At 40.6% G+C, this 25880-nt stretch carries 26 protein-coding genes; 18 read left to right on the forward strand and 8 right to left on the reverse strand.

The window, feature by feature from the left end:
* Window positions 1-153: 153 nt before the first annotated feature.
* Window positions 154-1083, reverse strand: coding sequence for a PstS family phosphate ABC transporter substrate-binding protein (locus tag LPA49_RS03955; protein WP_180310842.1), 930 nt, complete (start codon window positions 1081-1083; stop codon window positions 154-156).
* Between the two features lie 159 nt (window positions 1084-1242).
* Window positions 1243-2640 carry an asparagine--tRNA ligase gene (gene asnS / locus LPA49_RS03960; protein WP_180310841.1) on the reverse strand — a complete coding sequence of 466 codons (1398 nt, stop codon included), beginning with the start codon at window positions 2638-2640 and terminating at the stop codon, window positions 1243-1245.
* A gap of 272 nt (window positions 2641-2912) precedes the next feature.
* Here asnS and LPA49_RS03965 point away from each other — a divergent pair, with 272 nt between their 5' ends.
* Window positions 2913-3347: an ATP-binding protein gene (locus tag LPA49_RS03965; RefSeq protein WP_036968312.1), complete on the forward strand. Its 435-nt coding sequence runs from the start codon at window positions 2913-2915 to the stop codon at window positions 3345-3347.
* A gap of 29 nt (window positions 3348-3376) precedes the next feature.
* On the opposite strand, the gene bioA is transcribed toward LPA49_RS03965, so the two are convergent.
* Entirely contained in the window at window positions 3377-4669 is a 1293-nt protein-coding gene (bioA, locus tag LPA49_RS03970) for an adenosylmethionine--8-amino-7-oxononanoate transaminase (protein ID WP_180310840.1), read from the reverse strand.
* Between the two features lie 97 nt (window positions 4670-4766).
* Between bioA and bioB the strand changes: the two genes are divergently transcribed.
* From bioB to htpX, 5 genes are all read left to right on the forward strand, one after another.
* Window positions 4767-5807, forward strand: coding sequence for a biotin synthase BioB (gene bioB, locus LPA49_RS03975; RefSeq protein WP_036968319.1), 1041 nt, complete (start codon window positions 4767-4769; stop codon window positions 5805-5807).
* A 7-nt stretch (window positions 5808-5814) separates the two neighbouring features.
* A complete protein-coding gene (locus LPA49_RS03980; protein WP_180310839.1) occupies window positions 5815-6948 on the forward strand; it encodes an 8-amino-7-oxononanoate synthase in 1134 nt (377 codons plus the stop codon).
* Complete coding sequence (locus LPA49_RS03985) at window positions 6945-7739, forward strand: methyltransferase domain-containing protein (RefSeq protein ID WP_075593551.1); 795 nt, start codon at window positions 6945-6947, stop codon at window positions 7737-7739. The genes LPA49_RS03980 and LPA49_RS03985 overlap by 4 nt, the downstream gene beginning before the upstream one ends.
* A complete protein-coding gene (gene bioD / locus LPA49_RS03990; protein WP_180310838.1) occupies window positions 7736-8419 on the forward strand; it encodes a dethiobiotin synthase in 684 nt (227 codons plus the stop codon). Before LPA49_RS03985 ends, bioD begins: the two co-directional genes overlap by 4 nt.
* Window positions 8420-8594: 175 nt before the next feature.
* Window positions 8595-9455, forward strand: a complete 861-nt coding sequence (htpX, locus tag LPA49_RS03995; RefSeq protein ID WP_036968332.1) for a protease HtpX — start codon at window positions 8595-8597, stop codon at window positions 9453-9455.
* Between the two features lie 66 nt (window positions 9456-9521).
* Here the strand turns inward: htpX and LPA49_RS04000 are convergent, their stop codons facing one another.
* A complete protein-coding gene (locus LPA49_RS04000; RefSeq protein WP_036968335.1) occupies window positions 9522-9728 on the reverse strand; it encodes a hypothetical protein in 207 nt (68 codons plus the stop codon).
* A gap of 80 nt (window positions 9729-9808) precedes the next feature.
* Here LPA49_RS04000 and LPA49_RS04005 point away from each other — a divergent pair, with 80 nt between their 5' ends.
* From LPA49_RS04005 to LPA49_RS04020, 4 genes are all read left to right on the forward strand, one after another.
* Complete coding sequence (locus LPA49_RS04005; RefSeq protein ID WP_180310837.1) at window positions 9809-10288, forward strand: GNAT family N-acetyltransferase; 480 nt, start codon at window positions 9809-9811, stop codon at window positions 10286-10288.
* A gap of 84 nt (window positions 10289-10372) precedes the next feature.
* Window positions 10373-10804 carry a DUF3859 domain-containing protein gene (locus LPA49_RS04010; RefSeq protein WP_036968338.1) on the forward strand — a complete coding sequence of 144 codons (432 nt, stop codon included), beginning with the start codon at window positions 10373-10375 and terminating at the stop codon, window positions 10802-10804.
* Window positions 10805-10821: 17 nt separating this feature from the next.
* The gene (locus tag LPA49_RS04015) at window positions 10822-11232 is read left to right on the forward strand and encodes a GFA family protein (RefSeq protein WP_180310836.1); all 411 of its coding nucleotides are present in this window, start codon (window positions 10822-10824) and stop codon (window positions 11230-11232) included.
* A gap of 5 nt (window positions 11233-11237) precedes the next feature.
* Window positions 11238-11549: an antibiotic biosynthesis monooxygenase gene (locus LPA49_RS04020; RefSeq protein WP_065979943.1), complete on the forward strand. Its 312-nt coding sequence runs from the start codon at window positions 11238-11240 to the stop codon at window positions 11547-11549.
* A 545-nt stretch (window positions 11550-12094) separates the two neighbouring features.
* On the opposite strand, the gene LPA49_RS04025 is transcribed toward LPA49_RS04020, so the two are convergent.
* Window positions 12095-13303 (reverse strand): porin, encoded by a 1209-nt coding sequence (locus LPA49_RS04025; RefSeq protein WP_180310835.1) that lies wholly within the window; start codon window positions 13301-13303, stop codon window positions 12095-12097.
* Window positions 13304-13474: 171 nt separating this feature from the next.
* Entirely contained in the window at window positions 13475-13996 is a 522-nt protein-coding gene (locus tag LPA49_RS04030; protein ID WP_075593555.1) for a TetR/AcrR family transcriptional regulator, read from the reverse strand.
* 205 nt (window positions 13997-14201) lie between these two features.
* Between LPA49_RS04030 and LPA49_RS04035 the strand changes: the two genes are divergently transcribed.
* The 7 genes from LPA49_RS04035 to LPA49_RS04065 all read left to right on the forward strand — a co-directional run bounded on the left by LPA49_RS04035 (window position 14202) and on the right by LPA49_RS04065 (window position 22671).
* Window positions 14202-15788: an ABC-F family ATPase gene (locus LPA49_RS04035; RefSeq protein WP_074988205.1), complete on the forward strand. Its 1587-nt coding sequence runs from the start codon at window positions 14202-14204 to the stop codon at window positions 15786-15788.
* Between the two features lie 195 nt (window positions 15789-15983).
* On the forward strand, window positions 15984-16466 hold the full coding sequence (gene purE / locus LPA49_RS04040) for a 5-(carboxyamino)imidazole ribonucleotide mutase (RefSeq protein WP_065979940.1): 483 nt from the start codon (window positions 15984-15986) through the stop codon (window positions 16464-16466).
* 1 nt (window position 16467) lies between these two features.
* Entirely contained in the window at window positions 16468-17616 is a 1149-nt protein-coding gene (locus tag LPA49_RS04045) for a 5-(carboxyamino)imidazole ribonucleotide synthase (RefSeq protein ID WP_036968354.1), read from the forward strand.
* Between the two features lie 137 nt (window positions 17617-17753).
* Window positions 17754-17984 carry a DUF2798 domain-containing protein gene (locus LPA49_RS04050; protein ID WP_036968356.1) on the forward strand — a complete coding sequence of 77 codons (231 nt, stop codon included), beginning with the start codon at window positions 17754-17756 and terminating at the stop codon, window positions 17982-17984.
* Entirely contained in the window at window positions 17981-18913 is a 933-nt protein-coding gene (locus LPA49_RS04055; RefSeq protein WP_036968358.1) for a YeiH family protein, read from the forward strand. The genes LPA49_RS04050 and LPA49_RS04055 overlap by 4 nt, the downstream gene beginning before the upstream one ends.
* Complete coding sequence (locus tag LPA49_RS04060) at window positions 18910-20073, forward strand: endonuclease/exonuclease/phosphatase family protein (protein WP_180311609.1); 1164 nt, start codon at window positions 18910-18912, stop codon at window positions 20071-20073. Before LPA49_RS04055 ends, LPA49_RS04060 begins: the two co-directional genes overlap by 4 nt.
* Before the next feature lie 105 nt (window positions 20074-20178).
* On the forward strand, window positions 20179-22671 hold the full coding sequence (locus tag LPA49_RS04065) for a prolyl oligopeptidase family serine peptidase (protein WP_180311608.1): 2493 nt from the start codon (window positions 20179-20181) through the stop codon (window positions 22669-22671).
* 72 nt (window positions 22672-22743) lie between these two features.
* On the opposite strand, the gene LPA49_RS04070 is transcribed toward LPA49_RS04065, so the two are convergent.
* Both LPA49_RS04070 and rrtA read right to left on the reverse strand, forming a co-directional pair.
* The gene (locus LPA49_RS04070) at window positions 22744-23337 is read right to left on the reverse strand and encodes a hypothetical protein (RefSeq protein WP_118844321.1); all 594 of its coding nucleotides are present in this window, start codon (window positions 23335-23337) and stop codon (window positions 22744-22746) included.
* Between the two features lie 78 nt (window positions 23338-23415).
* Complete coding sequence (gene rrtA / locus LPA49_RS04075; RefSeq protein WP_036969214.1) at window positions 23416-24000, reverse strand: rhombosortase; 585 nt, start codon at window positions 23998-24000, stop codon at window positions 23416-23418.
* An 84-nt stretch (window positions 24001-24084) separates the two neighbouring features.
* Here rrtA and ggt point away from each other — a divergent pair, with 84 nt between their 5' ends.
* Complete coding sequence (gene ggt, locus LPA49_RS04080) at window positions 24085-25842, forward strand: gamma-glutamyltransferase (RefSeq protein WP_180311607.1); 1758 nt, start codon at window positions 24085-24087, stop codon at window positions 25840-25842.
* Window positions 25843-25880 lie beyond the last annotated feature (38 nt).

Below are 25880 nucleotides of genomic sequence, written 5' to 3' on the forward strand. Positions count from 1 at the left end.
TTTCTCTGATTAGCTTTACCGGCTTTAACTGTTCCTTAGTACGGTTTAGACGAACTTTTACTGAGCTCAATAGACTGTTTTATTCGCCTACAAGTTTATGCGCCTTCAAGTTGTTTTTTAGACATAAGAGGTCTTCTATTGGTTACACCTCTATTAATTCACTGCTAAATACCCTTGGTTGCTCATTTTGGCTTGCACTTGTGGAGACTTTAATAGCATTACTAGTTTTTCGCCAATCAGCTTAGAGCGGGGCGATTGGGTATTAACTATCAGAATTAACGGTCTTACAAATTCATAATCACCATTTTCTATCGTTTCTTTGGAAGGTTTAACGTTATTAATTGATAACAGTGTTACTTTATTAATGCGTCTATCGTCTTCGAGTTTACTTATCGCACCGTAAGAGTCGTAGGCAATCGCGTTTGGAATCCGTTGAACAATGCCCAGCGCTTGGTTGAAATGGTCATATAGGCTCACTCGCTGGTTAGAAAACAAGCCTCTGTTGCCTGCATTTTTTAGTCTTATGTAGTTTGTATCGGGGTCTTTAATGTAATCAAGTTCGAGAAACTCTAAAAACACATCAAAACTGCCGTGATGAGTCCCTTTACTAAAAAGTAGGATCTCATCATTTTTGTTACTTAATTTTGGTGTTTTTGATGACAGGCTAGACCACGTGTTTATTTTACCTTGGTAGATGCTTCTAAGCTCATTACTGGTCAGGTTGTCGATATTCAATGAACTATTGATGAAAAAAGCAAGCGCATCTTGTGCAATCACAATTTGCTTTAAATAATGCCACTTCTCTTGTTCAATCTTTGTCAGGTATCGTGAACTGCTGCCAATATCAATCACATTGTCGGCAATGGCTTTTATGCCTTTATCACTGCCCATGGGTCTAATTTGTATTGAGTTGCCAAAGCCATTGTGTAACTCGTCCTTAATTTCTACAAGCAGCTCTGTAACGGTCGTTGATCCTGCGATTAAAATCGGTTTCGCATTAATGGGTTCTTCAAGGGCAACCAAGCGGGGCGATAAGGTAAAAATAGCGGTGAGGGTTAATATCTTAAGAGAGTGTATGAGCATGTCTGATAATAGCTCCTTTATAAATCACTAACGTTGACTATAGAGTATAGATTGGCTTTTGTAATTATAATGCTGGTGATTTAATTGAGAAGGCTGCGTATTTACAGGTATAAAAAAACCAGCCAATGGCTGGTTTTTAACACTAACATTTAAGCTTGCTTAGTAAGTCGCGCTGCCTTTAGTACGTGGGAATGCAATAACGTCACGTACGTTACCCATACCCGTTACATAAGCGACTAAACGCTCAAAGCCTAGGCCAAAACCAGAATGTGGTACTGTGCCGTATTTACGTAGGTCACGATACCAGCTGTAGTCTTCTTTATCTAAGCCCATTTCTTCTAAGCGTTGGTCAAGTACGTCTAAACGTTCTTCACGCTGTGAACCACCAATGATTTCGCCGATACCAGGCGCAACAACATCCATTGCTGCTACTGTTTTGCCATCTTCGTTTTGACGCATGTAGAAGGCTTTAATATCGCGTGGGTAGTTTTTAATAACAACAGGCGCATTAAAATGTTCTTCTGCTAAGTAACGCTCGTGCTCTGATTGTAAATCTACACCCCATTCAACAGGGAATTCAAACTGTTTACCACAGGCTTTTAAAATTTCGATAGCGTCAGTGTAGTCAACTTGTGCAAAGTCTTTGGTTACAAACTCTTCTAAACGTGAAATGGCCGTTTTCTCAACACGTTGTGCGAAAAACTCCATGTCGTCACGGCGCTCAGTTAATACGGCATTAAAGACATACTTAAGCATATTTTCAGCAAGTTTTGCGATGTCTTCTAAATCAGCAAACGCAACTTCAGGTTCTACCATCCAAAATTCGGCTAAGTGACGCGATGTGTTTGAGTTCTCAGCACGGAAAGTCGGGCCAAAGGTATAGATTTTAGACATAGCAGACGCATACGTCTCACCGTTCAACTGACCAGATACAGTTAAGAATGCTTCTTTACCAAAGAAGTCTTCACTGTAATCGATATCGCCTTTATCTGTGCGTGGTAGATTTTGCATATCAAGTGTTGATACACGGAACATTTCACCGGCACCTTCACAGTCACTTGCTGTAATGATAGGCGTACTGATCCAGTAAAAACCTTGCTCATGATAAAAACGGTGAATAGCTTGTGCTAAACAGTTACGAACACGTGTTACTGCACCTATAATGTTAGTGCGTGGGCGTAGGTGCGCATGCTCGCGAAGGTATTCAATACTATGACGTTTAGCTGACATAGGGTAGGTGTCTGGGTTTTCTACCCAGCCTAATACTTCAACCGTGTTTGCTTGAATTTCAAACGACTGACCTTGGCCAGCAGATTGCACAAGCACACCTGTTACAGAAACAGAACAACCCGCCGTTAAACGTGTAACTTCATCATAATTATTAAGTGAATTAGGTACTACCGCTTGAATAGGATCAAAACACGAACCGTCATGAACGGCTAAAAATGAAATTCCTGCTTTTGAATCGCGGCGTGTACGGATCCAGCCTTTTACTGTTACTTGGCTGTCTACCGCAACCTTGCCTTTTAATAGCTCTGAAATCGCTAAGTGGCTCATCTTCACTCCAATGATATAAGTTGCCTAATATTATAATGCTGTGCATTGCACTTGAATCGACTATCTTACCTTCGTAAATCAAATAAAAAAACTATTCCGGCACACTCTTTAGCAGTTTTTCTTCAATTGGATAAAATAGCATCAATATTTTGCGTTAAAATGACGATTATTTAAATTCTCGCTGCGCTAATTGGTTATTTTGTGGCATTATTATCAATCCTAAACAAGAAATCGTTTCTTATTGTTTTTAACTTATTTGTATTACAGGTGCTATGAAACAAGTTTTTATTCTTCGCGGCTTACCCGGCTCAGGTAAATCATATTATGCGCAAAGCCTTGCCGATGAATTGGTGGCTGGTAATGAAAGTGATTATGTTGTGTGCGCAACCGATGATTATTTTTATAACAGCGAAGGTGTCTATCAATTCGATAAATTTAAGCTCCCTGAATATCATAATTTAAACTTAGCGCGATTTATTAATGCCTTAGCTGAAGAAATCCCCTTGGTGATTGTAGATAACACCAATATAAAAAAATGGGAATTTATTGCCTATGCACAAGCTGCTACGGCGTTAGGTTATCAGGTTAAAGAAGTGATTGTAGGTGAAATCAAAGACAAGTCACTTCAGCATTTATATGCTAAACGCTGTGAGCACAAAGTGCCGCTAAGAATGATAAGCAAAATGGCTTATATGTTTGAATGGTAAAAGGAAGCATACGCTTCCTTTTTTTATGTCTAGAACATATTTTGGCTAATGGCGTCATCAATTGCGCCACACAATTTTTCTAAGCAAGTTTCGCTGCTAATGTACGGTGGCATTAAGTAAATAAGTTTTCCAAATGGGCGGATCCAAACCCCTTTTTCTACAAAAAACTGTTGTATTTTAGCCACATCAACACGGCGGTTTAGCTCTACCACACCAATTGCACCAAGTGTCCGTACATCCACCACATTGGCATGTTGCTTACATTTGCTTAGCTGCTCAGTAAGCACCTCATTAATATGCACAATTTGCTCTTGCCAAGGCTGCTCTAGTAATAAATCAATACTTGCACAGGCTGTCTCACAGGCCAGCGGATTCCCCATGAATGTGGGGCCATGCATAAGTACACCGGCTTCGCCTTCACTTATGCCAACGGCCACCTTTGATGTCGTTAATGTGGCTGATAACGTCATCATCCCTCCGGTGAGTGCTTTACCAATACACATGATATCGGGCTCAATGTCGGCATGTTCAACGGCAAAAAGTTTGCCAGTACGGCCAAACCCAGTGGCAATTTCATCACATATAAGCAGTACATTGTACTTATCGCAAAGTGCTCTTATATGGCGAAGATACTCAGGGTGGTAAAAGTTCATCCCCCCTGCGTTTTGTACTATAGGTTCAATTATAAAAGCGGCGACGTCTTGATGATGCTCTTTAAAGTAAACCTCGAGTGTTTCTGCTTCATGTATATCAAAGGTTTCATTAAAGCGGGAGACGGGGGCCGGTACAAACACATGCTCAGGGAGAAACCCAGAGTACATACTGTGCATAGAGTTAACCGGATCGCATACGCTCATTGCTGCGAAGGTATCACCATGATATCCCTTAAGCGGGGTCATTAATTTTTGTTTGGTTTTAATACCTTGGCTTAACCAATACTGCAATGCCATTTTGATAGCTACTTCGACACTTACAGAGCCGCTGTCTGCTAAAAACACTTTATCTAATGTTGATGGTGTGATCTCAACGAGCTTTTTGGCAAGTTCAACCGCAGGTTTATGGGTTAAACCACCAAACATAACATGGCTCATTTTACCTAACTGTTTGGTAATGGCTTCGTTTAGTACAGGATGACAATAACCGTGAATCGCACTCCACCACGATGCCATACCGTCAATGAGTGCTTCGCCTGTTTCTAAAAAAATGCGGTTCGCTTTTGCATGGCTTACAGGGTAAACGGGAAGCGGGGTGGTCATGGACGTATAAGGGTGCCAAATATGTTCACGATCAAAATCTAAATCAATTGTTTGTTTATTGTGCATATGTAAACTTTACTCTACTTGGATTCGTTGACAATGTTACGTCAAGACGTAGACTAAGCCAATCAGACCGTCCTAATAAATTTAAAAAGAGAAGATTATGGAGCACGCAATTGTCCGTCACGATTGGACCCACCAACAAGTAAAAGCATTATTTGATATGCCATTTAACGATTTACTGTTTAAAGCGGCCAGTGTTCACCGCGAAAATTTCAATCCTAATGAAGTTCAAATTTCAACGCTACTTTCTATTAAAACGGGTGCATGCCCAGAAGACTGTAAATACTGCCCACAATCAGGACATTATAAAACAGATCTTGAGCGTGAGCGCCTTATGGAAGTAGAAAAAGTTGTTGAGCAAGCGCGTGCCGCAAAAGAAAAAGGGGCTACGCGTTTTTGTATGGGCGCTGCGTGGTCAGATCCTAAAGATCGCGACATGCCTTACATCGAAAAAATGGTGCAAGAAGTTAAAGAATTAGGCCTTGAGACATGTATGACTTTAGGCATGCTCGATAATCAAAAAGCGCACGCCTTAAAAGAAGCAGGACTTGATTATTACAATCATAACCTAGACACCTCACCAGAATATTACCAACAGATTATTACCACCCGTACTTATCAAGACCGTTTAAATACAATAGACAACGTACGCGATGCTGGCATGAAAGTATGCTCTGGCGGTATTGTTGGCATGGGTGAACAAGCCGCAGACCGTTATGGTTTATTGATGCAACTTGCAAACTTAGATCAGCAACCAGAGAGTGTGCCTATCAATATGCTGGTAAAAGTAAAAGGCACGCCACTGGAAGATGTCGATGACCTCGATCATTTTGAATTTATTCGCACCATCGCTGTGGCACGTATTATGATGCCAAAAAGTTATGTACGTTTATCGGCAGGGCGTACTGCGATGAACGAGCAAATGCAATCGATGTGTTTCTTTGCGGGCGCTAATTCTATTTTCTATGGTGATAAGCTACTCACAACAGAAAACCCAGAAGCGGATGCCGATATGATGCTGATTAAAAAGCTGGGTATGAACCCTGAAAAACGTGAAGATTATTCAGATGAAGCCGTCGCGGCGTCACTTTCTTCAAAAGTGGCTGACAAAGCAACATCAGAACTATTTTACGAAGCTTAAACACGTTATGCCTTTTGAATTTATTGCACAGCATCTTCAAGCGCGTAAAGAAGATGCTTTACTTAGGCAGCGCCAACTGGTCGAAGAGTCAAACGGACGCTTTATTCGTATTGCAGGAAAACAGTACTTAAATTTTGCCAGCAATGATTATTTAGGCTTCGCTGATGAACTCGTTACAGTGAGTGAGCTGCCACTAGGCAGTCACAGTTCAGCATTAGTAAATGGCTATAATAAACCGCAACAGGCTCTTGAGCAGCGCCTATGTGAGTTACTGGGTTATGAAAGTGCCATGCTTTTCAACAGTGGCTTTAGTGCAAATAGCAGTGTGTTAAAAGCCTTGTTTCACGATAAAGCTGTGGCGCAATCTGCTGCAATTTTTCAAGATAAACTCAATCATGCTAGTTTGATTGATGGCGGTCTCCATTCTCAAGCGGCGATGGTGCGGTTTAATCATAATGATTTAAAGCACTTAGAGTCACGCTTACAAAAATCGAAAGCTAAACATAAACTCATTGTGAGTGAAGGCGTGTTTTCGATGGATGGTGATAAAGCACCTGTTGCACAGCTGTGCGAACTTGCACATAACTATAATGCCTGGCTACTGATTGATGACGCCCACGGGTTTGGTGTGTTAGGTAAGCACGGGCTTGGTAGCTGTGAAGTGCACAAACCCGATTTATTGATCATTACATTTGGTAAAGCCCTCGCTAGCAGTGGTGCATGCTTGCTGGCGAGTAAATCGGTTATTGATTACATGCTGCAATTTAACCGTGATTATATCTATTCAACAGCCATGTCGCCTGTTATGGCAAGTAGTACGCGTGTACAACTAGAAAAAATACTGGCTGCTGATAATAAACGTATGCAGCTTTTTAAGAATATTGCGTATTTTAAAACATTAGCAAAAGCGAAAAACTTAGCGCTTATGGATTCAGATACAGCAATACAACCTTTGGTACTTGGCGATGCCGCACAAACGGTTGATGTGGCGAATAAGCTAAAACAGCGTGGAATTTGGTTAACAGCCATTCGTCCACCAACCGTACCTTTTAATACATCGCGATTAAGAGTCACGCTTAGCAGTGCCCATCAGCTCGATGATATAAACACGTTGGTAGATACGTTAGTGGAGTGCTTATGAGCCAATTAGCACACAGTACTGCTAACGGCGTTAAAGATCACAAGCTGTCCACAGCGAGTCAGTTTTCGAAAGCGGCTGCGCATTACAACAGCCATGCTAACGTTCAAAAGCAAGCAGCAGCGCATTTAATCAAACTGCTTGCGAATAAAAACCAACAGGGCGTTTGCCTCGATTTAGGTGCAGGACCGCTGGTTAATACAGCCCTATTGCAACAATATTTTGCAACGGTAGTGGCGATGGACTTAAGCCACGCCATGTTAAACACCGATAAAAGCCGTGAATATTTAAAGCTGTGTGCCGATATGGATAATTTGCCACTGCAAAAAAACAGTGTTGATTGCGTATTCAGTAATTTTGCCGTGCAATGGTCGGCAGATTTACCCTTGCTTTTTAAACAGCTGTTTGCCGTGCTTAAAGATAATGGTCGGGTGTATTTAAGTTGTGTTATTGCAGGCTCATTACACGAAATTAAACAGGCTTTTGCCTGTTTAGATGACCAATCTCGTATTAATCAATTTCACTCATCCGACAATGTCACACAGTATGCGAAGGCTGCTGGATTTAAGGTGAATTTTGCAGTAGATACCTGTTATACCGACGCTTATAAAAGCCCGCTTGAGGCAATACGTTCAATTAAGGCCATTGGCGCTACGTCATTACACAGTAATAAAAAGCGTCAGGGTCTTTTAACAAAGCAAGCATTGAATAACGTGTGCAAGGCATATCCTCTGGTTGATGGGCATGCTAGAGTGAGTTATCACGTCGTACTTTTAGAATTAGAAAAACAATGAAAGAATTTTTTATCACTGGCACGGACACCGATGCCGGTAAAACCCATGTCACCAGTTTATTATTAAAGCTGCTAGCACAACATAAACAACGAGCGGTTGGTTACAAACCCATTGCAGCAGGGGCTGAGATGGCTTTTGGTGAATTGGTAAATGAAGATGCGCTAACCTTAATGGAAAGCTCGTCTGTTGGTGCTAAGTACACAATTGTGAATCCGTTTACTTATGAGCCACCAATTGCTCCGCACATTGCCGCAGCGAAAGTTGGCGATAGGCTCACCTTTGAGAAACTAGATAGCGCGTATGAGAATGTGAAAGCACTCAATACTGATTATATTCTGACAGAAGGGGCCGGTGGTTGGTGCTTACCCATTAACGAAACTGACTTGTTATCTGATTGGGTTAAACAGCAAAACCTCAATGTTATTTTGGTTGTAGGCATGAAACTGGGTTGTTTAAATCATGCTTTATTGACTGCCGCTCATTTTAAAGCGTCGGGCGTAAACTGTGTAGGGTGGATAGCAAATCATGTTGACCCCACCATGCAAGAACAAGAGGCTAATTTACAGACCCTTAAAAACACTTTACCGTTTCCGCTATTAGGTATTACCCCCTACACAGAAAAAAAACCTAAATTAAATATTTATAAAACCTTACTTGAAATTTTATCCATTCACCCATAATAATTGAGTTGTTACTTTTGACATACTCTGTCACAATTGGTTGCAATTAGTTCCTTGTAACCAATTGCTTTAAAACTAAACTAAAGGTAGTAACAAGCTCAGTTAATTTTATTAACTAACGGTTTTTAATCATGCCGTTAGTTAATACAATTGGTATGTTTATTCTGAGGTTTTTATGAAGCGTGTATTCTTGTTTCTACTGACTAACTTAGCGGTCATGCTAGTGTTAGGTATTGTGTTGTCTATTGTGATGAGTGTACTGGGTATTAGTCATCGCAGTTTAGGCGGCATTCTAGTCATTTCGACCGTATTTGGTTTTGGTGGCTCATTTATTTCGTTATTTATGTCGAAATGGATGGCTAAAAAGTCAACGGGCGCTCATGTTATTGAACAGCCTCGTTCAGAAACTGAACAATGGCTTGTTTCAACTGTGGCTGCACAGGCTAAAAAAGCAGGCATTGCAATGCCTGAAGTGGCCATTTACGACAGCCCTGAAATGAACGCATTTGCAACCGGGCCTAGTAAAAACAACTCGTTAGTTGCTGTGAGTACAGGTTTATTACACAACATGAATCAAGACCAAGCGGAAGCTGTTTTGGCGCATGAAGTATCGCATATTGCTAATGGTGACATGGTCACGCTTACGCTTATTCAAGGCGTGGTGAATACCTTTGTTATCTTTATGGCAAAAGTATTGGCTGGTATTGTTGATAACTTTATCAATAGCGATGAAGAAGAAGGTGGCAGTAGCTGGACTTACTTCTTGTTTGATATGATTTTCCAAATGTTATTTGGTGTATTAGCGAGTGTGATTGTGGCCTACTATAGCCGTAAACGTGAGTTTTCGGCGGATGCAGGCGCTGCAAAACTTGTTGGCGCAGATAAAATGCGCAGCGCACTTGAGCGTTTAAAGCAAAACCACCCATCGCAACTAGAAGGTTCAATGATGGCATTTGGTATTGCAAGCGGTAAAGGTGTCGCTGAGTTATTCTCATCTCACCCGCCACTTGATGAGCGTATTAACGCCTTACGTTAAATAAACTGATAACGTGAGTTGCTAATTAACACATTAAAAAGCCAGCTTATTACTGGCTTTTTGTTTTTATTCACTTTGACTTTTTTCTCTTTCGAGTTGCTGTGGTAGTAATACTTCAACGATTTCTCTGGCTGGCAGTGTGTATCTCACACCGTCAAACATGACCGATGTGTGCTCATCAATACTCGTGATGCCTGTTAAGGTCCAGCCTTCGCCTCGTTCTTTGCAATAAACAGTGGTGGTTGGTTGAATTACTTTAAATTCTTCACTCATCGTACTAAACCTAATTGCTTGTAATTGCGCTTATAGTAAGACAATAATGCCTGCTCATAAAGTAAAAAGAAGAAATAGACGTGTCTTGTGATGACAACTATGCCTACGATTTAAGGCCCATACGCCATAAAGATTGCCAAGCAATATGGGAGATTTTAAAAGATCCTCAAGTGCAGTCATTTAATGACTATAAAAGTGATTTAACAAAAGGTGACGTATACGATTTTATTCAAGGTGATATCGAAGGTTTTTATAACCAGCAAGGTATACGTTTAGTGATTGTTTTACGAAGCAATGGCTTAGTAATTGGCAGTATTGGGCTATTTAACATAATAGATGGGCAGGGTGTGTTAGGCTTTGAACTCGCATCTCACTACTTTGGTAAGGGGATAATGCAAAAAGTGCTGTTAGAGTTTTTTCAAAAACTAAATGCGTTTATAACAACCCCTGTCGATAAAGTGCATGCAATCGTTCAACCCGAGAATACAGCTTGCATAAAGCTGCTTGCAAAATGTGGTTTTGAACTTAACAATGAGTTATGGACAAAACACATCACTTAAAGATGTTATTATAGTACAAGCTTGTTATGGCAAAATGGCTACTATAAAATGAGCGCCTGTTTAATGAGAGGACATTAAGTCGGTATGGCCAAAGCTAAACCTGTTTCGACTATTGAAAGTTATGGCATCTACAGTCATTGGGATGCAAAAGAAAAAGACCTACCACAAATCACTGAATTTACCACGGATGTGCCAGCCGAGTTAGATATCGAATTTGGCTTTATTGTTAATATTAAAAAAGCAAAAGGCCAAAAAATTAAGTTCTGTGTGTATCATCCAAATATTCCCGATGATGACGGTGAAATAATGCCGCCATTTGAAGGTGAAGAGTATGTAAAAACAAACGACTGGCAGTTTTACTTAGGCGATACTATCTGGGCGCCTGTTGATAATAAAGTGGGTATTTGGCGCATGACTATTGAGCTAAATGGCCATATAATTGCTGATAAATCGTTTAACTTACTGAAACCAAGCGAAGGCTCAGCCAACGATTTTTGGAAGCATCGCGGCTATTAAAAACCACAAGAGGGAATATGTACCAAGGAAGCTGTTTGTGTAGCAAAGTAACGGTAACAATTGCTGGTGGCATAGATTCAATTATTCATTGCCATTGCTCACTATGCCGTAAAAATTCGGGTACCGCTTATGCGACGAATGGGTTTATTCGCCGTGATGGGTTTGCAATTACACAAGGTAAGCAGTATCTGAGTGCGTTTGAATTTAAAGCCGGTAGAATACGTTATTTTTGTCGCTGTTGTGGCTCGCCTATTTACAGTGAAAATAAAGAGGATATGAGTCGTTTGCGTATACGCTTAGGTCTATTGGACAGCGATATTACAGAGCGTCCGATTAGTCATAACTTTGTCAGTTCGAAAGCCAATTGGGATACCTTCGACAGTGATATTCCATGCTATGATGGTTTTGAACCAAGCAGACGTAAGTAACCATTATGATAGCCACGACGCCCAAACCCCCGTATTACGCAGTTATATTTACGAACACCTTATCTGAGAACACCGCAGGCTATGAAGAAATGGCTAACCGTATGGTTGAGCTTGCCGAGCAACAACCTGGTTTTTTAGGCATGGAATCAGTGCGTGATGGTGTAGGGATTACCGTTTCTTACTGGCAAAGCCTAGATGCTATTAAGTCGTGGAAACAACATGTTGAGCACCTCAACGCTCAACAACTTGGTCGCGATAAATGGTATAACGCATTTACAACACGTATCGCAAAAGTAGAACGTGAATACTCGCTGTAGAATAGCAGTAACAATAAGAACACATCATACTCTATGTTTATTAATCACACTCTCAGCAATTGAGTGGGAAAGTATAATAGTTAATCGCAAGAACGATGGTTCAAGCCCTATGTAACATCTAATTTAGTCGAATTAACTTTGCAGAGCTGAGTTAATTTTGTTTATCTTTTGCATTTTTGTCGCTTCTTTATTACCAATAACATGTCTTAATTTTGTGCATAAACCCCAGTTGCATTTTGCACCCAGTTACCAGCAAACTGCATACGTAATATCAAAACAGTGACTTAATTTCTCCCCATGACATCGACAATACGCTAGGTATGTAAAAGTTCGCAAAATAGAGGAGTAAGGAAAAAATAAGAGTTTTCACAATGGTATTATCGATAACATCTTTTATGTGTATGTATTTAATACTCAATCAGCTTTTATTGATTTGAATGTAATTATCGTTATTGCAGTATCGTACAGGGTACGTTGGCAGAGAGAAGAGAGTTATTTATCTAAAAAATAAAGCCCACGATTGTGGGCTCTAAATTAAAACTTAATTACAATGTGTAATTGAAGCCGATGGCAATACCATCATCTTCGGTTTGCGACATTTGAGCTTCTTGCTCTGCATCATTGCTTGAAAAGTCACTAAAGTCTTTACGCGCTTCGATATACAAAATCGTGTCTTTGCCCATGAAATAGTGTGCGCCTAATACTGCAAACTGACGTTTGAACACATCCTCAGGATCTGCATTAAAGTTTGGCTGGATCACGTAATCGTCACCGGCATCAAACACGTTATAGGCAACAAAAGTACGTAAATTATTGTCGAATCGATAACTTAAAATTGATTCTAACCCGACAGCGTCTTTTATTAAGCGGCCAATGTTATCGGTGTCGTGGTTTTCGTTTTTGTTTATGTTGGCCGATGCATACCAGCCCGGTTTATAAAAGTCACCATAGGTAATGCCCGCACCATAAATTAGATCAGTGACCGATTGATTGCGCCCACCCGCGTATAAAACATCAAATTGTCCACGGTTTACACCCGCTGTTAATTTTAAATTATCAGTAGCAAAATAGGTGAGGGCAGCACCATAGGTTGAATTAAACTCTACTTTTTGCGCAGCGTTATTGCCTTGGTTCCAAAGCACTTCACATGAACTTCGTGATATATCGGCAATATCACATGTATAAAAATCATCAGATTTTAACTGGGCTTGCAGTGCAACATGAAACTTACCCCATGTATTACGGTATTGCAGTACTTTATCACCTCGACCGGTGCCGTTTACTGCACCATCGTCTTTATTATACGTATACACGCCAGCTGCGTTACCATCCCACACTAAACTAAAATTAGTGTTATAAACAACGTCATACCAAGCACCCCATTGTTTACCCAGCGTAATTTGACCATAGTCATCGTGCTTAATACCGACATAACCTAATCGATTATATAAAAACTCATCCTGAATTGATTCAAAGCGATTATTATAAATAATGTCACTACTGCCTACCGGGTTTACGCCCCATTCTAGTAATGCAAATGCATGCCATCCATTTTCTAATTGGCGCTTAAAATCAAAATTAATGCGTGACGCACCATTAACAACTTCTGTCTGACCTTGCGTGTTAATAATACGCGCATCGATAAAGCCGCCTACTGTGACACTGTTCGTTTCATCTTTGTAAATTTCGATTGCATCTACAGTGTAACTTGTAAATAAACCAGCAATCAGTGTGGCAGCGAGTGTTCTTTTCATAGAGTACCTTGTTTTATTATTGTCCCTAAGAGGTATAAATTAACTAAAAGATGAAGACTATCAAAGCTAAAATAAGGTAAAAAGTGAAAAAATATCATGAAAGGTACAGCCTTTGTGGAATATTTATTCATTTTCAGTTCACTTCATTGAATAATCAACGTGTTAGTCAGACTAAAAAATAGACACTTTTTGACTAAGTGTTCTTAGCATTAATTTAGTATTGGGTGTGTCTGCACCTAATCCATACAATAAAGTCATAAAATAACAATCAAGCAAGATTGCGGCTTTTACTTTGTTAAATTGTGGTTGGTCAGCAAAAACTAATGAATGCATTAGATCCATATGCTGCTGTTGAAATGTTTGCGAAAACAATCGTTGGCTAAAAAGCACTTTATAAAAACAATGGTGCAAACAATAAAATTGATAAAAATATTGTGCATAGTGATTAAGCTTAAGTCGGGGAGGGCGATGTATATCGGTCTCTTTTGCACGCTCTAACACATCTTTAAAACGCATGTCTAAACACGCCTCTAAAATTGCCACCTTATCAGAAAAATGATTAAACAAAGTGCCTACAGCAATACCGCTTGCTGTAGATATTTGCCTGGTTGACGTGTCGTTAAAGCCACTTTCAGTAAAGAGACTCCACGCTTCGTTCAGTATCCGTGAGTGCGTTTGATCGTGCTTTGTCATGTTTAGCCCATTGATTTATATTGCTAAATTTTTTAATGAGCGCGCTCATAAATAAAAGTGAGCATGCTCATTAAAGGTAGACTGCCCATTTGAAATTGTAAAATCACTGCGCGTATTTAAAGAAACTTTCATGGCGTGCAAAGCGGCTTTAGTTTAAAATTGCACGCAGTTTTATTTTTACTTTTACCCGCTGGAGGGTACCGCTATCATTAGTACAGCTAATATCACCATGCAATTTGGTGCTAAACCTTTATTCGAAAATATCTCAGCTAAATTTGGCGATGGCAACCGCTATGGTCTAATCGGTGCAAATGGCTGTGGTAAATCAACGTTCATGAAAATCCTCAGTGGTGAGCTTGAGCCATCAGCAGGAAATGTCAGCACAGATCCAAACGAACGTATCGCAAAACTAAACCAAGACCAGTTTGCTTACGAAGAGTTTTCTGTTATCGACACGGTTATCATGGGTCATAAAGAGCTGTGGGAAGTAAAAAAAGAGCGTGATCGTATTTATAGCTTACCCGAAATGAGCGAAGAAGACGGTATGAAAGTAGCCGATCTTGAGACCGAATTTGCTGAAATGGACGGTTACTCTGCTGAAGCTAAAGCAGGTGAGTTACTTATTGGCGTAGGTATTGGCACTGAACAGCATTACGGTCCAATGTCTGAAATTGCCCCTGGCTTTAAACTGCGTGTGTTACTTGCGCAAGTACTGTTCTCTGACCCAGATATCATGTTACTGGATGAGCCTACCAATAACTTGGATATTTACACTATTAAATGGTTAGAAGACGTGTTAAACCAACGCGACTGCACCATGATTATCATTTCGCACGACCGTCATTTCTTAAACTCAGTGTGTACACACATGGCTGATATCGATTACGGTGAATTACGTATTTACCCAGGTAATTACGATGAATATATGTTTGCTGCAACACAGGCTCGCGAACGTTTACTAAGCGAAAACGCCAAGAAGAAAAGCCAAATTGCTGAACTTCAACAATTTGTATCGCGTTTCTCTGCAAATGCTTCTAAAGCAAAGCAAGCTACATCACGCGCTAAACAAATTGATAAAATTCAGCTTGAAGAAGTAAAAGCGTCATCACGTCAGAGCCCGTTTATTCGCTTTGAACAAGAAAAGCAATTATTCCGTAATGCACTTGAGTTAACTAACCTTGCACAAGGCTTTGACGAGATGCTTTTCAGCGGCCTTGAGGGCTTAGTGGAAGTGGGCGAGCGCATTGCGATTATCGGTGAAAACGGTGTTGGTAAAACAACACTTTTAAATACTCTTGCTGGGCGTTTAGCACCAAAGCAAGGTGAGTATAAATGGTCTGATAACGCGAACATTGGTTATTATGCACAAGACCATGCAGATGAGTTCGAAAAAGACATGAACTTGTTTGAATGGATGGAACAATGGCAACAAGCAGGAGATGATGAGCAAGTTGTTCGTAGTTTCCTTGGTCGTATGCTGTTTTCACAAAACGACATCAAAAAATCGGTAAAAGTCATTTCAGGTGGTGAGCAAGGCCGTATGTTGTTTGGTAAGATTATGATGCATAAACCAAACATTTTGTTAATGGATGAGCCAACCAACCACATGGATATGGAATCTATCGAAGCGCTAAACTTAGCCCTTGAAGCGTACGAAGGTACATTATTGTTCGTTTCACACGATAGACAGTTTGTATCATCACTTGCAAATCGTATTTGGGAGATTAAAGACGGTAAAATTATCGACTTTAAGGGAACATATACTGAGTACCTAGCAAGTAAAGAAGCGTAATCGTTAAGTTACTGCTTAAAAGCCATGCAAGTCATGGCTTTTTTGTGCTTCTAGAGTCGCATCTTTATGTGACTTAGGTATATAATACACGCCACAAAATAAGGACAAAAGTCCGCTTTTATACCAATTTGCATGATTAAATTATCAGTTGGTATTAATCGCTTTTTTATAAAATAAATTGATTGAGGTGTAAATATGACTGTTGGCATTATTATGGGTTCCAAATCAGATTGGCCAACGATGGAACATGCGGCGTTAATGCTTGAAAAATTCGGCATTGAATACGAAACCAAAGTTGTTTCTGCACACCGTACTCCTCAATTACTTGCCGATTATGCAAGCTCAGCTGCTGAGCGTGGTATAAAAATTATTATAGCGGGTGCCGGTGGTGCTGCGCACTTACCTGGTATGGCTGCGGCGTTTACCTCGCTACCTGTATTAGGTGTGCCTGTTAAATCTAAAACGCTAAACGGTGTTGATTCATTATTATCTATCTGCCAAATGCCTAAAGGTGTTGCTGTCGGTACGCTTGCTATTGGTGAAGCTGGTGCGGCAAACGCGGGTCTACTCGCTGCACAAATTTTAGGTTGCCAACAGCCTGAAATCTTCGCAAAAGTAGAAGCATTCCGCAAAGAACAAACAGAGACTATTTTAGCTAACCCAAATCCTGCAGAGTAATATGAATATTTTGATTTTAGGTGCAGGTCAGCTAGCTCGTATGATGAGTTTAGCAGGCGCACCGCTTGATTTAAACGTGGTTGCTTACGATGTAGGCAGTGAAAAAATTATTCACCCTTTAACAGGTGAAGTTCACAGCAGCACATTACAACAAGCAATCGATAATGCAGATGCTATTACCGCAGAGTTTGAGCACATTCCCGATGATGTCTTAACACTGTGTTGTCAAAGCAATAAGTTTTACCCGGGCAAAGCAGCCATAAAAACTGGCGGCGACCGTGCATTAGAAAAAGCGTTACTCGATAAAACACACGTAGAGTGTGCGCCTTATCAATTAATCACCGAAAAAGCACATTTAATTGCCGCAGTTGAACGTTTAGGTAAACCGCTGGTAATTAAAACTTGCCAAGCTGGTTACGACGGAAAAGGCCAGTGGCGTTTAAAATCAGATGACGAAATTGAACAAATCTGGTCTGAAATGGCAGACTTCATTGCTTCAGGTACTGACTCTGCGCCACATTCAATCATTGCTGAAAAGATGATCCCATTTGACCGTGAAGTATCAATCATTGGTGCACGCGACAAAGCAGGGAACACGGTTATTTACCCATTAACCGAAAATCAGCATACCAACGGTGTATTAACGCTATCTGTTGCTGGCAAAGAAAAAGCGGCCATTCAAGAGCAAGCTGAGCGCGCGTTTAATAAATTAGCGCAAGAGCTTGATTATGTAGGTGTGTTAGCGATTGAATTCTTTGATGTGCAAGGTACATTGCTCGTTAATGAAATTGCGCCACGTGTGCATAACTCGGGTCACTGGACGCAGCAGGGCACTCACTGTTCGCAATTTGAAAACCATATGCGCGCAGTGGCGGGTTTACCTCTGGGTAGCACGGAGTTACTTCGCCCAACAGCGATGATTAACGTGTTAGGCCAACCATCTATCCCTCAATCAGTGCTGGCTACACACGACGTTACGAGTCACTGGTATGGCAAAACAGCAAAGCCGGGTCGCAAAATGGGGCACATTAATGTCTCTGCCGATAATCTTCATCAACTGGGTGAGCGTTTAGCGGCCCTTGCCGAAATTCTACCAGAAGAAGATTACCCAGGTGTCGCAAACACCAGTACACAGTTGATTTTAAACTAATCAGTTTAAATTGCTAAAAGCCGAGGTCTTCTCGGCTTTTTAATGCCATTACATGTATTTACGTCTCTTGTCTCAAAGAGCTTGCGTCTATAAATTCTTCCGATAGACTCCTATTTTTATACTAATATTAGCGTGCTATGTTCCATCCACGATTACAAACAGTCGTATTTGCGTTTTTTATGGCGTTATTTATGTCTGGTTTTATGTCATTGGTGATCAGCATTTTTAACGTTGGTTTTGTCGATAATATTGTGATTCTTTGGTTAAAAGCATGGGCTTTTGCTTTTTGTGTTGCATTTCCTACTGTGATTTTAATCGCGCCTTTGGTGCATAAATTAACAAACAGACTGATAAGAGCCCCGTTGTGATTGCTGAACGTCCCAAACAACTTCTTTTTATTGCGTTATTCTTAATCTCGGCTATTCCTTTTGTAGGTTCTGCTACATCGCTCATTGTAGGGGCTTTATTTGCTATTATTTTGGGTAACCCCTTTGCAGCTCTCTCTCAAAAATTGAGTAAGATAATGCTCAAAATTGCTGTCATAGGTTTAGGGTTTGCTGTTGATTTTAATCAAGTTATTGAAGTAGGGCGCAGCTCTATCGTACTCACCATTGTTAGCATTACAGCCATAATTGGACTTGGTGAAATTTTATCTCAGTTATTTAAACTGAATAAAAATACTGGGGTATTGATATCGTTTGGTACGGCAATTTGTGGTGGGAGTGCGATAGCAGCTATGGCCCCCGTAATAAAAGCAAAAGATCATGAAGTCGCCATTTCACTCGCGGTTGTTTTTTTATTAAACGCGCTAGGTCTGGTGCTATTTCCAATGATTGGTCACTATCTTGGTCTAACAGAACAGCAATTTGGTGTATGGGCCGCACTTGCAATACACGATACCAGTAGCGTTGTTGGTGCATCAGCTGCTTATGGCGCATCAGCATTAGCGATTGCAACCACCATAAAGTTAACCCGAGCAATGTGGATTATTCCTTATACAAGTATTGCGGGAGTTTTTTGGAAATCCGATGAAAAAGCAAGTATCCCTTTGTTTATAATTGGATTTTTAGCAGCAGCACTGATAAATTCAAGCTTACCAGAGTATCAACCTCTTTGGCATGCATTGAATATTGGCGCGAAACAAATATTAGTTATGACGCTATTTTTAATTGGCAGTGGCTTATCTGTTACAGTGCTTAAGCAAGCTGGTATTAAACCTTTTATCATGGCAATGATCTTATGGATCATCGTCAGTAGTATTATTTTACTTTTAATAGTAGATGGATTTATTTCATGAAAAACGCCTTATTAACGTCTTCAATTGCACTTGCAACTGGTTTATTTGCAACTAACCTTGTTGCTGCCGACTTACGCGTTGCGACTTTTAACGTCAGTATGGACGCAACAAACTATGCAAGCAAAGGCGAAACAATCGATAAAGACGCGCTCAGTAAAGCGCTTGCAAGTAACCACCAGCAAATTCGTAATATCGCAGAAATTATTCAACGCGTCAGACCTGATGTTATTTTACTCAATGAATTTGATTACATCGATGCAGATAAAGGCATTAATGTTTTTCGTAAAAATTATCTACAAGTCTCACAAAATAAGCAGGTTGCTATAGATTACCCGTATGCTTTCATTGCGCCGGTTAATACAGGTTTACCCACTAATTTTGACCTAGATAAAGATGGTGTAAAGGGGCATTACAAAGGTGATGCGCACGGTTTTGGCTTCTTTGAGGGGCATTATGCGATGGCTGTACTCTCGCGTTATCCTATTGATTTAGAAAAAGCCCGTACACTGCAAACATTCAAATACAAAGATATGCCAAACGCGCAAATGCCTATAGACCCCAAAACAGGTAAAGATTGGTATTCAAAAGAAGCGTGGCAAGCTATTCATTTAAGCTCAAAATCGTTTTGGGATTTACCCATAAAAGTAAAAGGAAAGACATTCCATTTATTAGCTTCGCATCCTACGCCACCTGTATTTGATGGTGATGAAGACCGTAACGGCAAGCGCAACCATGATGAAGTTAGACTGATTGCTGATTACATTAACAACGAAAACTACCTCTATGATGATAAAGGCCAACAAGGTGGCTTAAAACCGAATAGTCGGTTTGTAATTGTTGGTGATTTAAATGCTGCACCAGAAGGGGATAAAGCACGCCCAACGACAACGGATCAAATATTAAAAAATCCACATGTTAATGCGTCGTTTACACCATCGAGTAAAGGTGCAAAAGAGTCTTATAAAGACAGTTACGCTAAAAATTACACCGCGTATTGGCAAGCACGTGCTGATTATGTACTGCCATCAAATTACGGTATTGAAATTAAAAATGGGGGGGTATTTTGGCCAACCAAAGACAGCGAATTGTACCGTTTAATTAAAGATCGTAATGCGTCTTCTGATCATCGCATGGTGTGGCTCGATATTTCGTTAAAATAAGCTGTTATTAAACGGAAAAGTTTGGCTGTTTATCCTATTAAAATTGCTATTTCATCAGTGCTTCTGCTTAAATAAGGCGAATTATAATTACCTGTAAGAAGCACTATGAAATTCAAAACCACTGCTAACAAAACGTTAGTGGCTCTCGCAGTCGCATCTAGCTTCATGCTAGCTGGTTGTCAAACAACCGCCTCAACTGCAACAGAAGTAAGTCCTACTCAAGTTGCTCCAATGGTTGCTACACCCGTAGACACTGGTTCATCTGAAATTACATTAGAGCAAGCTATGGCTCACCCTGATTGGCTTGGTCGTCAGCCTGAGCGCGCTTTTTGGAATGGTGACTCTAAAAGCATCGTTTATGCTCAAAAGCAACAAGGTAACGAATTACGTGACTTATATGTTCAAGCGGTTAATAGCCAGTCTGCATCTCAAGTTGCGTTAAATAAACTACACACTGTTGGTGCAAAAAATGCTGTTTATTCAACAGATAAAAAGCAACAGGCCTATGCATTTGAAGGCAATATTTTTGTTAAAAACTTGAGCTCAGGTCAAATAACGCAGATCACACACGACAGTGCACAGCAATCAAAACCGCAGTTTTTAACCGACGGCAATCTTGCTTACCGCCAAGGTAATGCATTTTATAAAGTTGATTTAGCGACAGGTCGTCAAGTAGAGCTTGTAAATCTGCACTTAGACGATGCACCAAAAGGTGTTCAAGAGCCTGACACGTATATTGCAAAAGAACAGCATAAATTAATTGATTACATTGCACTTACGCACAAAAATAAAAAAGATCGTGAAGCGCGTGAAGAACAAATCAAAGAGCAAAACGACAGCATTGCAAATTCACAGTTTTATTTAGGTAAAGGTAAGCGTTTAGCCGATGTGCAGCTTTCACCAAATGGCCAAGCATTAGTTGCAGTAACCACCGAAAGCCGTCCATGGCGCGATGAAGGCGATATTATGCCTAATTACATCGCTGATGATGCGCGAGTTAAAGCAGAAAAAGTACGTCGCCGTGTTGCAGATGAAAAACCAATCAGCTCAGATGTTATTTACATTGACCTTAAATCGGGTGAGCAAACAACACTGGCGTTCGACACATTACCAGGCTTTGATGAAGATGTGCTTGCCGCGGTAAAAAAAGAAAACTACGCCCGTGATGGCAAAACTTACAAGTCTGAAAAAGCACCACGTGCAATTAATCTAATGATGGACTGGGGTTGGGATCAAAGTGCAATCCAATGGAACACCGATGGCTCAAAGGTTGCGCTTATGCTTGAAGCATGGGACAACAAAGACCGTTGGTTAGCAACTGTTGATACAAAGAATAACACACTTGTTTCTCAACACCGCTTACACGATGATGCGTGGGTTAACTATGCATACAATGACTTTGGTTGGTTAAATAACTCAGATACGCTTTACTACTTATCAGAAGAGTCTGGTTACAGCCATATCTATAAAAAGCCGCTAAATGGTAAAGCAACACAACTTACTAAAGGTCAGTTTGTTGTTTCAAACCTAACATTAACCGCGGATAACTCAGCGATTTACTACAAAGCAAATGTTGAGCACCCAGGTCTATACGAAATTTACCGTGTAAATCCTGCTAACGGTGAGTCTGAGCAAGTGACTAACCTAGACGGTATGACTGATTACCAGTTAAGTCCAGATGAAAGCAAATTACTGCTAACTCACTCAAAAATTATGTCGCCACCAGAGCTATATGTTGCTGATGCAAAAGCAAATACACAAGTAACTCAGTTAACGCATACGGTGTCTGACGAGTTTTTGGCTAAGAAGTTAATTGCGCCTAAAATTGTTGCTGTGCCTTCAAGCCACACTGATCAACCTATTTACGCAAAAGTGTATTACCCCGCTGACTATAAAGAAGGCGAAACCGGTAAAAATCGTAAAGCAGTTATCTTCAACCACGGTGCAGGTTACTTACAAAACTCCCACATGGGGTGGTCTGGTTACTTCCGCGAGTTTATGTTCCATTCACTATTAGCATCTGAAGGCTATGTAGTCATGGATATGGATTATCGTGCGTCGAAAGGGTATGGCCGTGATTGGCGTACTGCAATTTATCGTCAAATGGGCACACCAGAGATTCAAGATTTAGCCGATGGCGTAAGCTGGATGGCTGAAAACGCGAATGTTGATACACAAGCTGTTGGCACGTATGGCGGTTCTTACGGTGGCTTCATGACGTTTATGGCACTATTTACCCAACCTGATTTATTTAAAGCGGGTGCTGCACTTCGTCCAGTGACCGATTGGGCTCATTACAACGGACCTTATACGTCTAACATCTTAAATCATCCAGATGTTGACCCGATCGCCTACGAAAAGAGTTCACCAATTTACTTTGCTGAAGGCCTGAAAAGTCATTTATTAATTAATGCGCCTATGGTTGATGATAACGTATTCTTCCAAGATTCAGTGCGTTTAGTACAACGTTTAATTGAGCTTGAAAAAGAAAACTTTGAAACAGCCATCTTCCCAGTTGAACCCCATGGTTTTGTACAGCCATCAAGCTGGTTAGATGAATACCGTCGTATTTATAAGCTATTTAAAGAAACGCTTTAATACTATTAAGTAATTTAAAAACAGCCACTTTAAGTGGCTGTTTTTATTTACATTATGATTATTTCAATGGGTCTATTTGCAGTGAAATGTGCTTACATTGAGCACTTTTGTATACTGCTCTGATTCGCCTTTAAAAATTAAATCATCGCTCACTAAGCTCATCTTAAAGTTCTTTATCCACGATAGCTTGGCTATAAACTCTAATTCATAGCGATTAAAGGATGCAGGGCACTTTAAATACACATAATGATGCGCTTTGCCAAAAGCACCGGGGTCCGCTGTATAGACATAGAAAGTACGGTCATTAAGTGTGTGTTCTTGATAAATGTAGTCTTTATGTGAGCCGAAGGTCGCATCCAGAAACATAACTAAGCCTGCCCCAGTAATCATCAAGCAAGCATACAAAAAACTCAATATAAGTGTGATGTTTGCGATTATTCTATTTTTAAAAAGCGCACTTACTTCCTGGTATTTCATGAGTAATAAGGTGAAGCCCAAAATAGCTGAGGCAAATACAATAATATTTTTTACCTGAGAGACATCCCTCATATACCTTGGCGATATAAACTGTAAATTAATAAATGAGCTTAGAAAGCTAAGCAGTAAAGGGCCGTAAAGGCAAAGTGCGATGAGACCAAGATAAAAATAGCCATTATTCTTTATCATTTAAAATTCCTTTTTCGTATTAACAATTTTTCGTGTTAAAAAAGAACACAGCTAAAAAAAGCGAGCAAAGTTATGAAGTTACTCGCGATGTTTAATAACTTTAATCAGTACAGGCAAAGCCAGCACAGTGCCGCCAACTGCACCGATAAAGTGAGCATCAATGGCAACATTTGACGCAATCAATTGGCTTACTGATTCACTAGGGCCTGCAACTTGCTCCCACACTACTTTTGCCCAGGTGCCTATAAATAACAACCAGCCACTTAGCATACCTGCTTGCACATCTTTGACAGCGCCCCAAATAATAACACCGTGCAAGAGTGCACTCAGTCCAGTGTATATTTTTATATCAGGGCAAAATAACCATACGCCTAAACCACACCATAAAGCCAAAACAGCGGTATTAAAAGCATACCGAGCAGGGGAGGTATGTTCTGCATGCAATGCCCATATTAATAAAATTCCGGCGCAATTTAAGGCTAAATGCGGCCAGTTTGCATGTACAAATTGACTCGTGAAAATACGCCAAAATTCACCATCTGCAACTAAATTACGGTTAAATTCTAAATAATCATTTAAGTTAAACGCAGCAAAAAGGGTACTAATCAGCATTAAACACAGTGGCGGCAGTACATATTGTGGTTTCAGAGGAAGGTTGATCATGTTATTTTTGTTGTATCTTAAATTTTGCATATTGTGCACGTTTAATTTTAAGATGCCAATTAAACACCGGGATTAAGTTTATTTATGTTATTCAAAACAAAAGCACTTATTGTGCTCTCTTCGTCATTAATTTATACAACGTCAATTTTTGCAGCTCCAACTAAGGTTGAAACGCGTGAGCCTGAAGCCGCAACAGGCTTTGCGCATAAGCAGGTCGTTGAAGGCACTAAATACATGGTTGCTGCTGCAAATCCGTATGCAGTAAAAGCCGGTCAAAAAATGTTAGAACTGGGCGGCTCAGCGGTAGACGCTGCCATTGCAACTCAACTGATACTTACACTGGTTGAGCCGCAATCATCGGGCATAGGTGGTGGGTCGTTTTTGATGTATTTCGACAACAAAAACAAAAGCCTAACCACTTTCGATGGTCGTGAAACAGCGCCAAGCCATGCTGATGAAACTCTTTTTTTAGACAAACATGGTAAAGCAGTAAAATGGATTGAAGCAGTTGTGGGTGGTCGCTCAGTAGGTGTACCTGGGATTTTACATGCCTTTGCAAGCGCGCATAAACATTATGGTAAATTGCCATGGCACACGCTGTTTCAACCGGCAATTGAGCTGGCAGAGCAGGGGTTTGTTGTATCCCCTCGTTTGCATAAGTTGCTGGCAAAAGAGCTAAACCCTGGCGTTACAACGTTACCCGTCATTCGTGATTACTTTTTCCCTGATGGTAAGCCACTGGCTGTCGGGTCTGTAAAAAAGAACCCTGAATTAGCGGCTCTTTATAAAGACATAGCATCGCAGGGTATTGATGCCTTTTATAAAGGTGAGAATGCCAAACAATTAGTGCATGCAGTACAAAACTCAGTGGTTGCACCAGGCACGTTAACAGAAGCAGACCTTGCTAACTACCAGAGTAAAGAGCGCGCCCCTGTGTGTGTTGATTATCGTCAATACGAAGTATGCTCAATGGCCCCTCCGAGTAGTGGGGGTGTTGCGGTATTACAAATTTTAGCGTTGCTAGAACACAAAGACATGGCCAAGCTTGCACCTAACTCAGTACAAGCATTGCATTACTTTACCCAGGCATCACGTTTAGCGTTTGCAGACCGTAATGTATACATGGGCGATCCAGATTTTATGGCTATTCCAACGGACGGTTTATTAGATAAAAATTACCTAGCAAGCCGTGCTAAGTTGATTACCGAAAAAGATGCCCACGCAGAGGCTGGAACGCCTCCTAACTCATTGGCCTATGCGCAGGATGACGCTTATGAATTACCGTCAACGTCGCATGTATCAATTGTAGACAGCGAAGGCAATGCCGTGTCAATGACCAGTTCAATTGAAATGGCTTTTGGTTCAACCGTTATGGTGAACGGGTATATTTTAAACAACCAGCTTACTGACTTTGCTTTATCGCCAACGAAAGATGGTAAACCACTCGCTAACCGTGTTGAGGCAGGTAAACGTCCGCGTAGTTCTATGTCGCCAGTAATGGTATTTAACAAAGACGGTAGCTTACGATTAGTCGTGGGTTCACCGGGTGGAAGCCGAATTATTGATTATGTAGCGCAGGTTGTTGTGGCTGTTCTTGATTGGGATTTAGATGCACAAGAAGCAATTAATTTGCCACGTATCACAAATCGTAATAATTACACCAGTCTTGAAAAAGGCACCGAACTTGCCAACCACGAAGCCGATTTTGTTAACCGAGGCCACCAAGTTCGCATCTTAGATTTAAACTCTGGTTTACATGCTGTTGAACTAAAAGACGGTAAACTTTATGGTGCTGCAGATCCACGCCGTGAGGGCATCGCTTTAAGTGATAAAAGCCACTAAAAATAGGCTCAGCAGCCTTAAAGCTGCTGAGTTTTCAT

It is taken from the genome of Pseudoalteromonas sp. MB41, from assembly GCF_020966275.1.
Classification (GTDB): domain Bacteria; phylum Pseudomonadota; class Gammaproteobacteria; order Enterobacterales; family Alteromonadaceae; genus Pseudoalteromonas; species Pseudoalteromonas lipolytica.

Bases quoted from the DNA above. Each gene is read 5' to 3' on its own strand.
- LPA49_RS03955 (WP_180310842.1), bottom strand. From the start codon at position 1,083: ATGCTCATACACTCTCTTAAGATATTAACCCTCACCGCTATTTTTACC.
- asnS (WP_180310841.1), bottom strand. From the start codon at position 2,640: ATGAGCCACTTAGCGATTTCAGAGCTATTAAAAGGCAAGGTTGCGGTA.
- LPA49_RS03965 (WP_036968312.1), top strand. From the start codon at position 2,913: ATGAAACAAGTTTTTATTCTTCGCGGCTTACCCGGCTCAGGTAAATCA.
- bioA (WP_180310840.1), bottom strand. From the start codon at position 4,669: ATGCACAATAAACAAACAATTGATTTAGATTTTGATCGTGAACATATT.
- bioB (WP_036968319.1), top strand. From the start codon at position 4,767: ATGGAGCACGCAATTGTCCGTCACGATTGGACCCACCAACAAGTAAAA.
- LPA49_RS03980 (WP_180310839.1), top strand. From the start codon at position 5,815: ATGCCTTTTGAATTTATTGCACAGCATCTTCAAGCGCGTAAAGAAGAT.
- LPA49_RS03985 (WP_075593551.1), top strand. From the start codon at position 6,945: ATGAGCCAATTAGCACACAGTACTGCTAACGGCGTTAAAGATCACAAG.
- bioD (WP_180310838.1), top strand. From the start codon at position 7,736: ATGAAAGAATTTTTTATCACTGGCACGGACACCGATGCCGGTAAAACC.
- htpX (WP_036968332.1), top strand. From the start codon at position 8,595: ATGAAGCGTGTATTCTTGTTTCTACTGACTAACTTAGCGGTCATGCTA.
- LPA49_RS04000 (WP_036968335.1), bottom strand. From the start codon at position 9,728: ATGAGTGAAGAATTTAAAGTAATTCAACCAACCACCACTGTTTATTGC.
- LPA49_RS04010 (WP_036968338.1), top strand. From the start codon at position 10,373: ATGGCCAAAGCTAAACCTGTTTCGACTATTGAAAGTTATGGCATCTAC.
- LPA49_RS04015 (WP_180310836.1), top strand. From the start codon at position 10,822: ATGTACCAAGGAAGCTGTTTGTGTAGCAAAGTAACGGTAACAATTGCT.
- LPA49_RS04020 (WP_065979943.1), top strand. From the start codon at position 11,238: ATGATAGCCACGACGCCCAAACCCCCGTATTACGCAGTTATATTTACG.
- LPA49_RS04025 (WP_180310835.1), bottom strand. From the start codon at position 13,303: ATGAAAAGAACACTCGCTGCCACACTGATTGCTGGTTTATTTACAAGT.
- LPA49_RS04030 (WP_075593555.1), bottom strand. From the start codon at position 13,996: ATGACAAAGCACGATCAAACGCACTCACGGATACTGAACGAAGCGTGG.
- purE (WP_065979940.1), top strand. From the start codon at position 15,984: ATGACTGTTGGCATTATTATGGGTTCCAAATCAGATTGGCCAACGATG.
- LPA49_RS04045 (WP_036968354.1), top strand. From the start codon at position 16,468: ATGAATATTTTGATTTTAGGTGCAGGTCAGCTAGCTCGTATGATGAGT.
- LPA49_RS04050 (WP_036968356.1), top strand. From the start codon at position 17,754: ATGTTCCATCCACGATTACAAACAGTCGTATTTGCGTTTTTTATGGCG.
- LPA49_RS04060 (WP_180311609.1), top strand. From the start codon at position 18,910: ATGAAAAACGCCTTATTAACGTCTTCAATTGCACTTGCAACTGGTTTA.
- LPA49_RS04065 (WP_180311608.1), top strand. From the start codon at position 20,179: ATGAAATTCAAAACCACTGCTAACAAAACGTTAGTGGCTCTCGCAGTC.
- LPA49_RS04070 (WP_118844321.1), bottom strand. From the start codon at position 23,337: ATGATAAAGAATAATGGCTATTTTTATCTTGGTCTCATCGCACTTTGC.
- rrtA (WP_036969214.1), bottom strand. From the start codon at position 24,000: ATGATCAACCTTCCTCTGAAACCACAATATGTACTGCCGCCACTGTGT.
- ggt (WP_180311607.1), top strand. From the start codon at position 24,085: ATGTTATTCAAAACAAAAGCACTTATTGTGCTCTCTTCGTCATTAATT.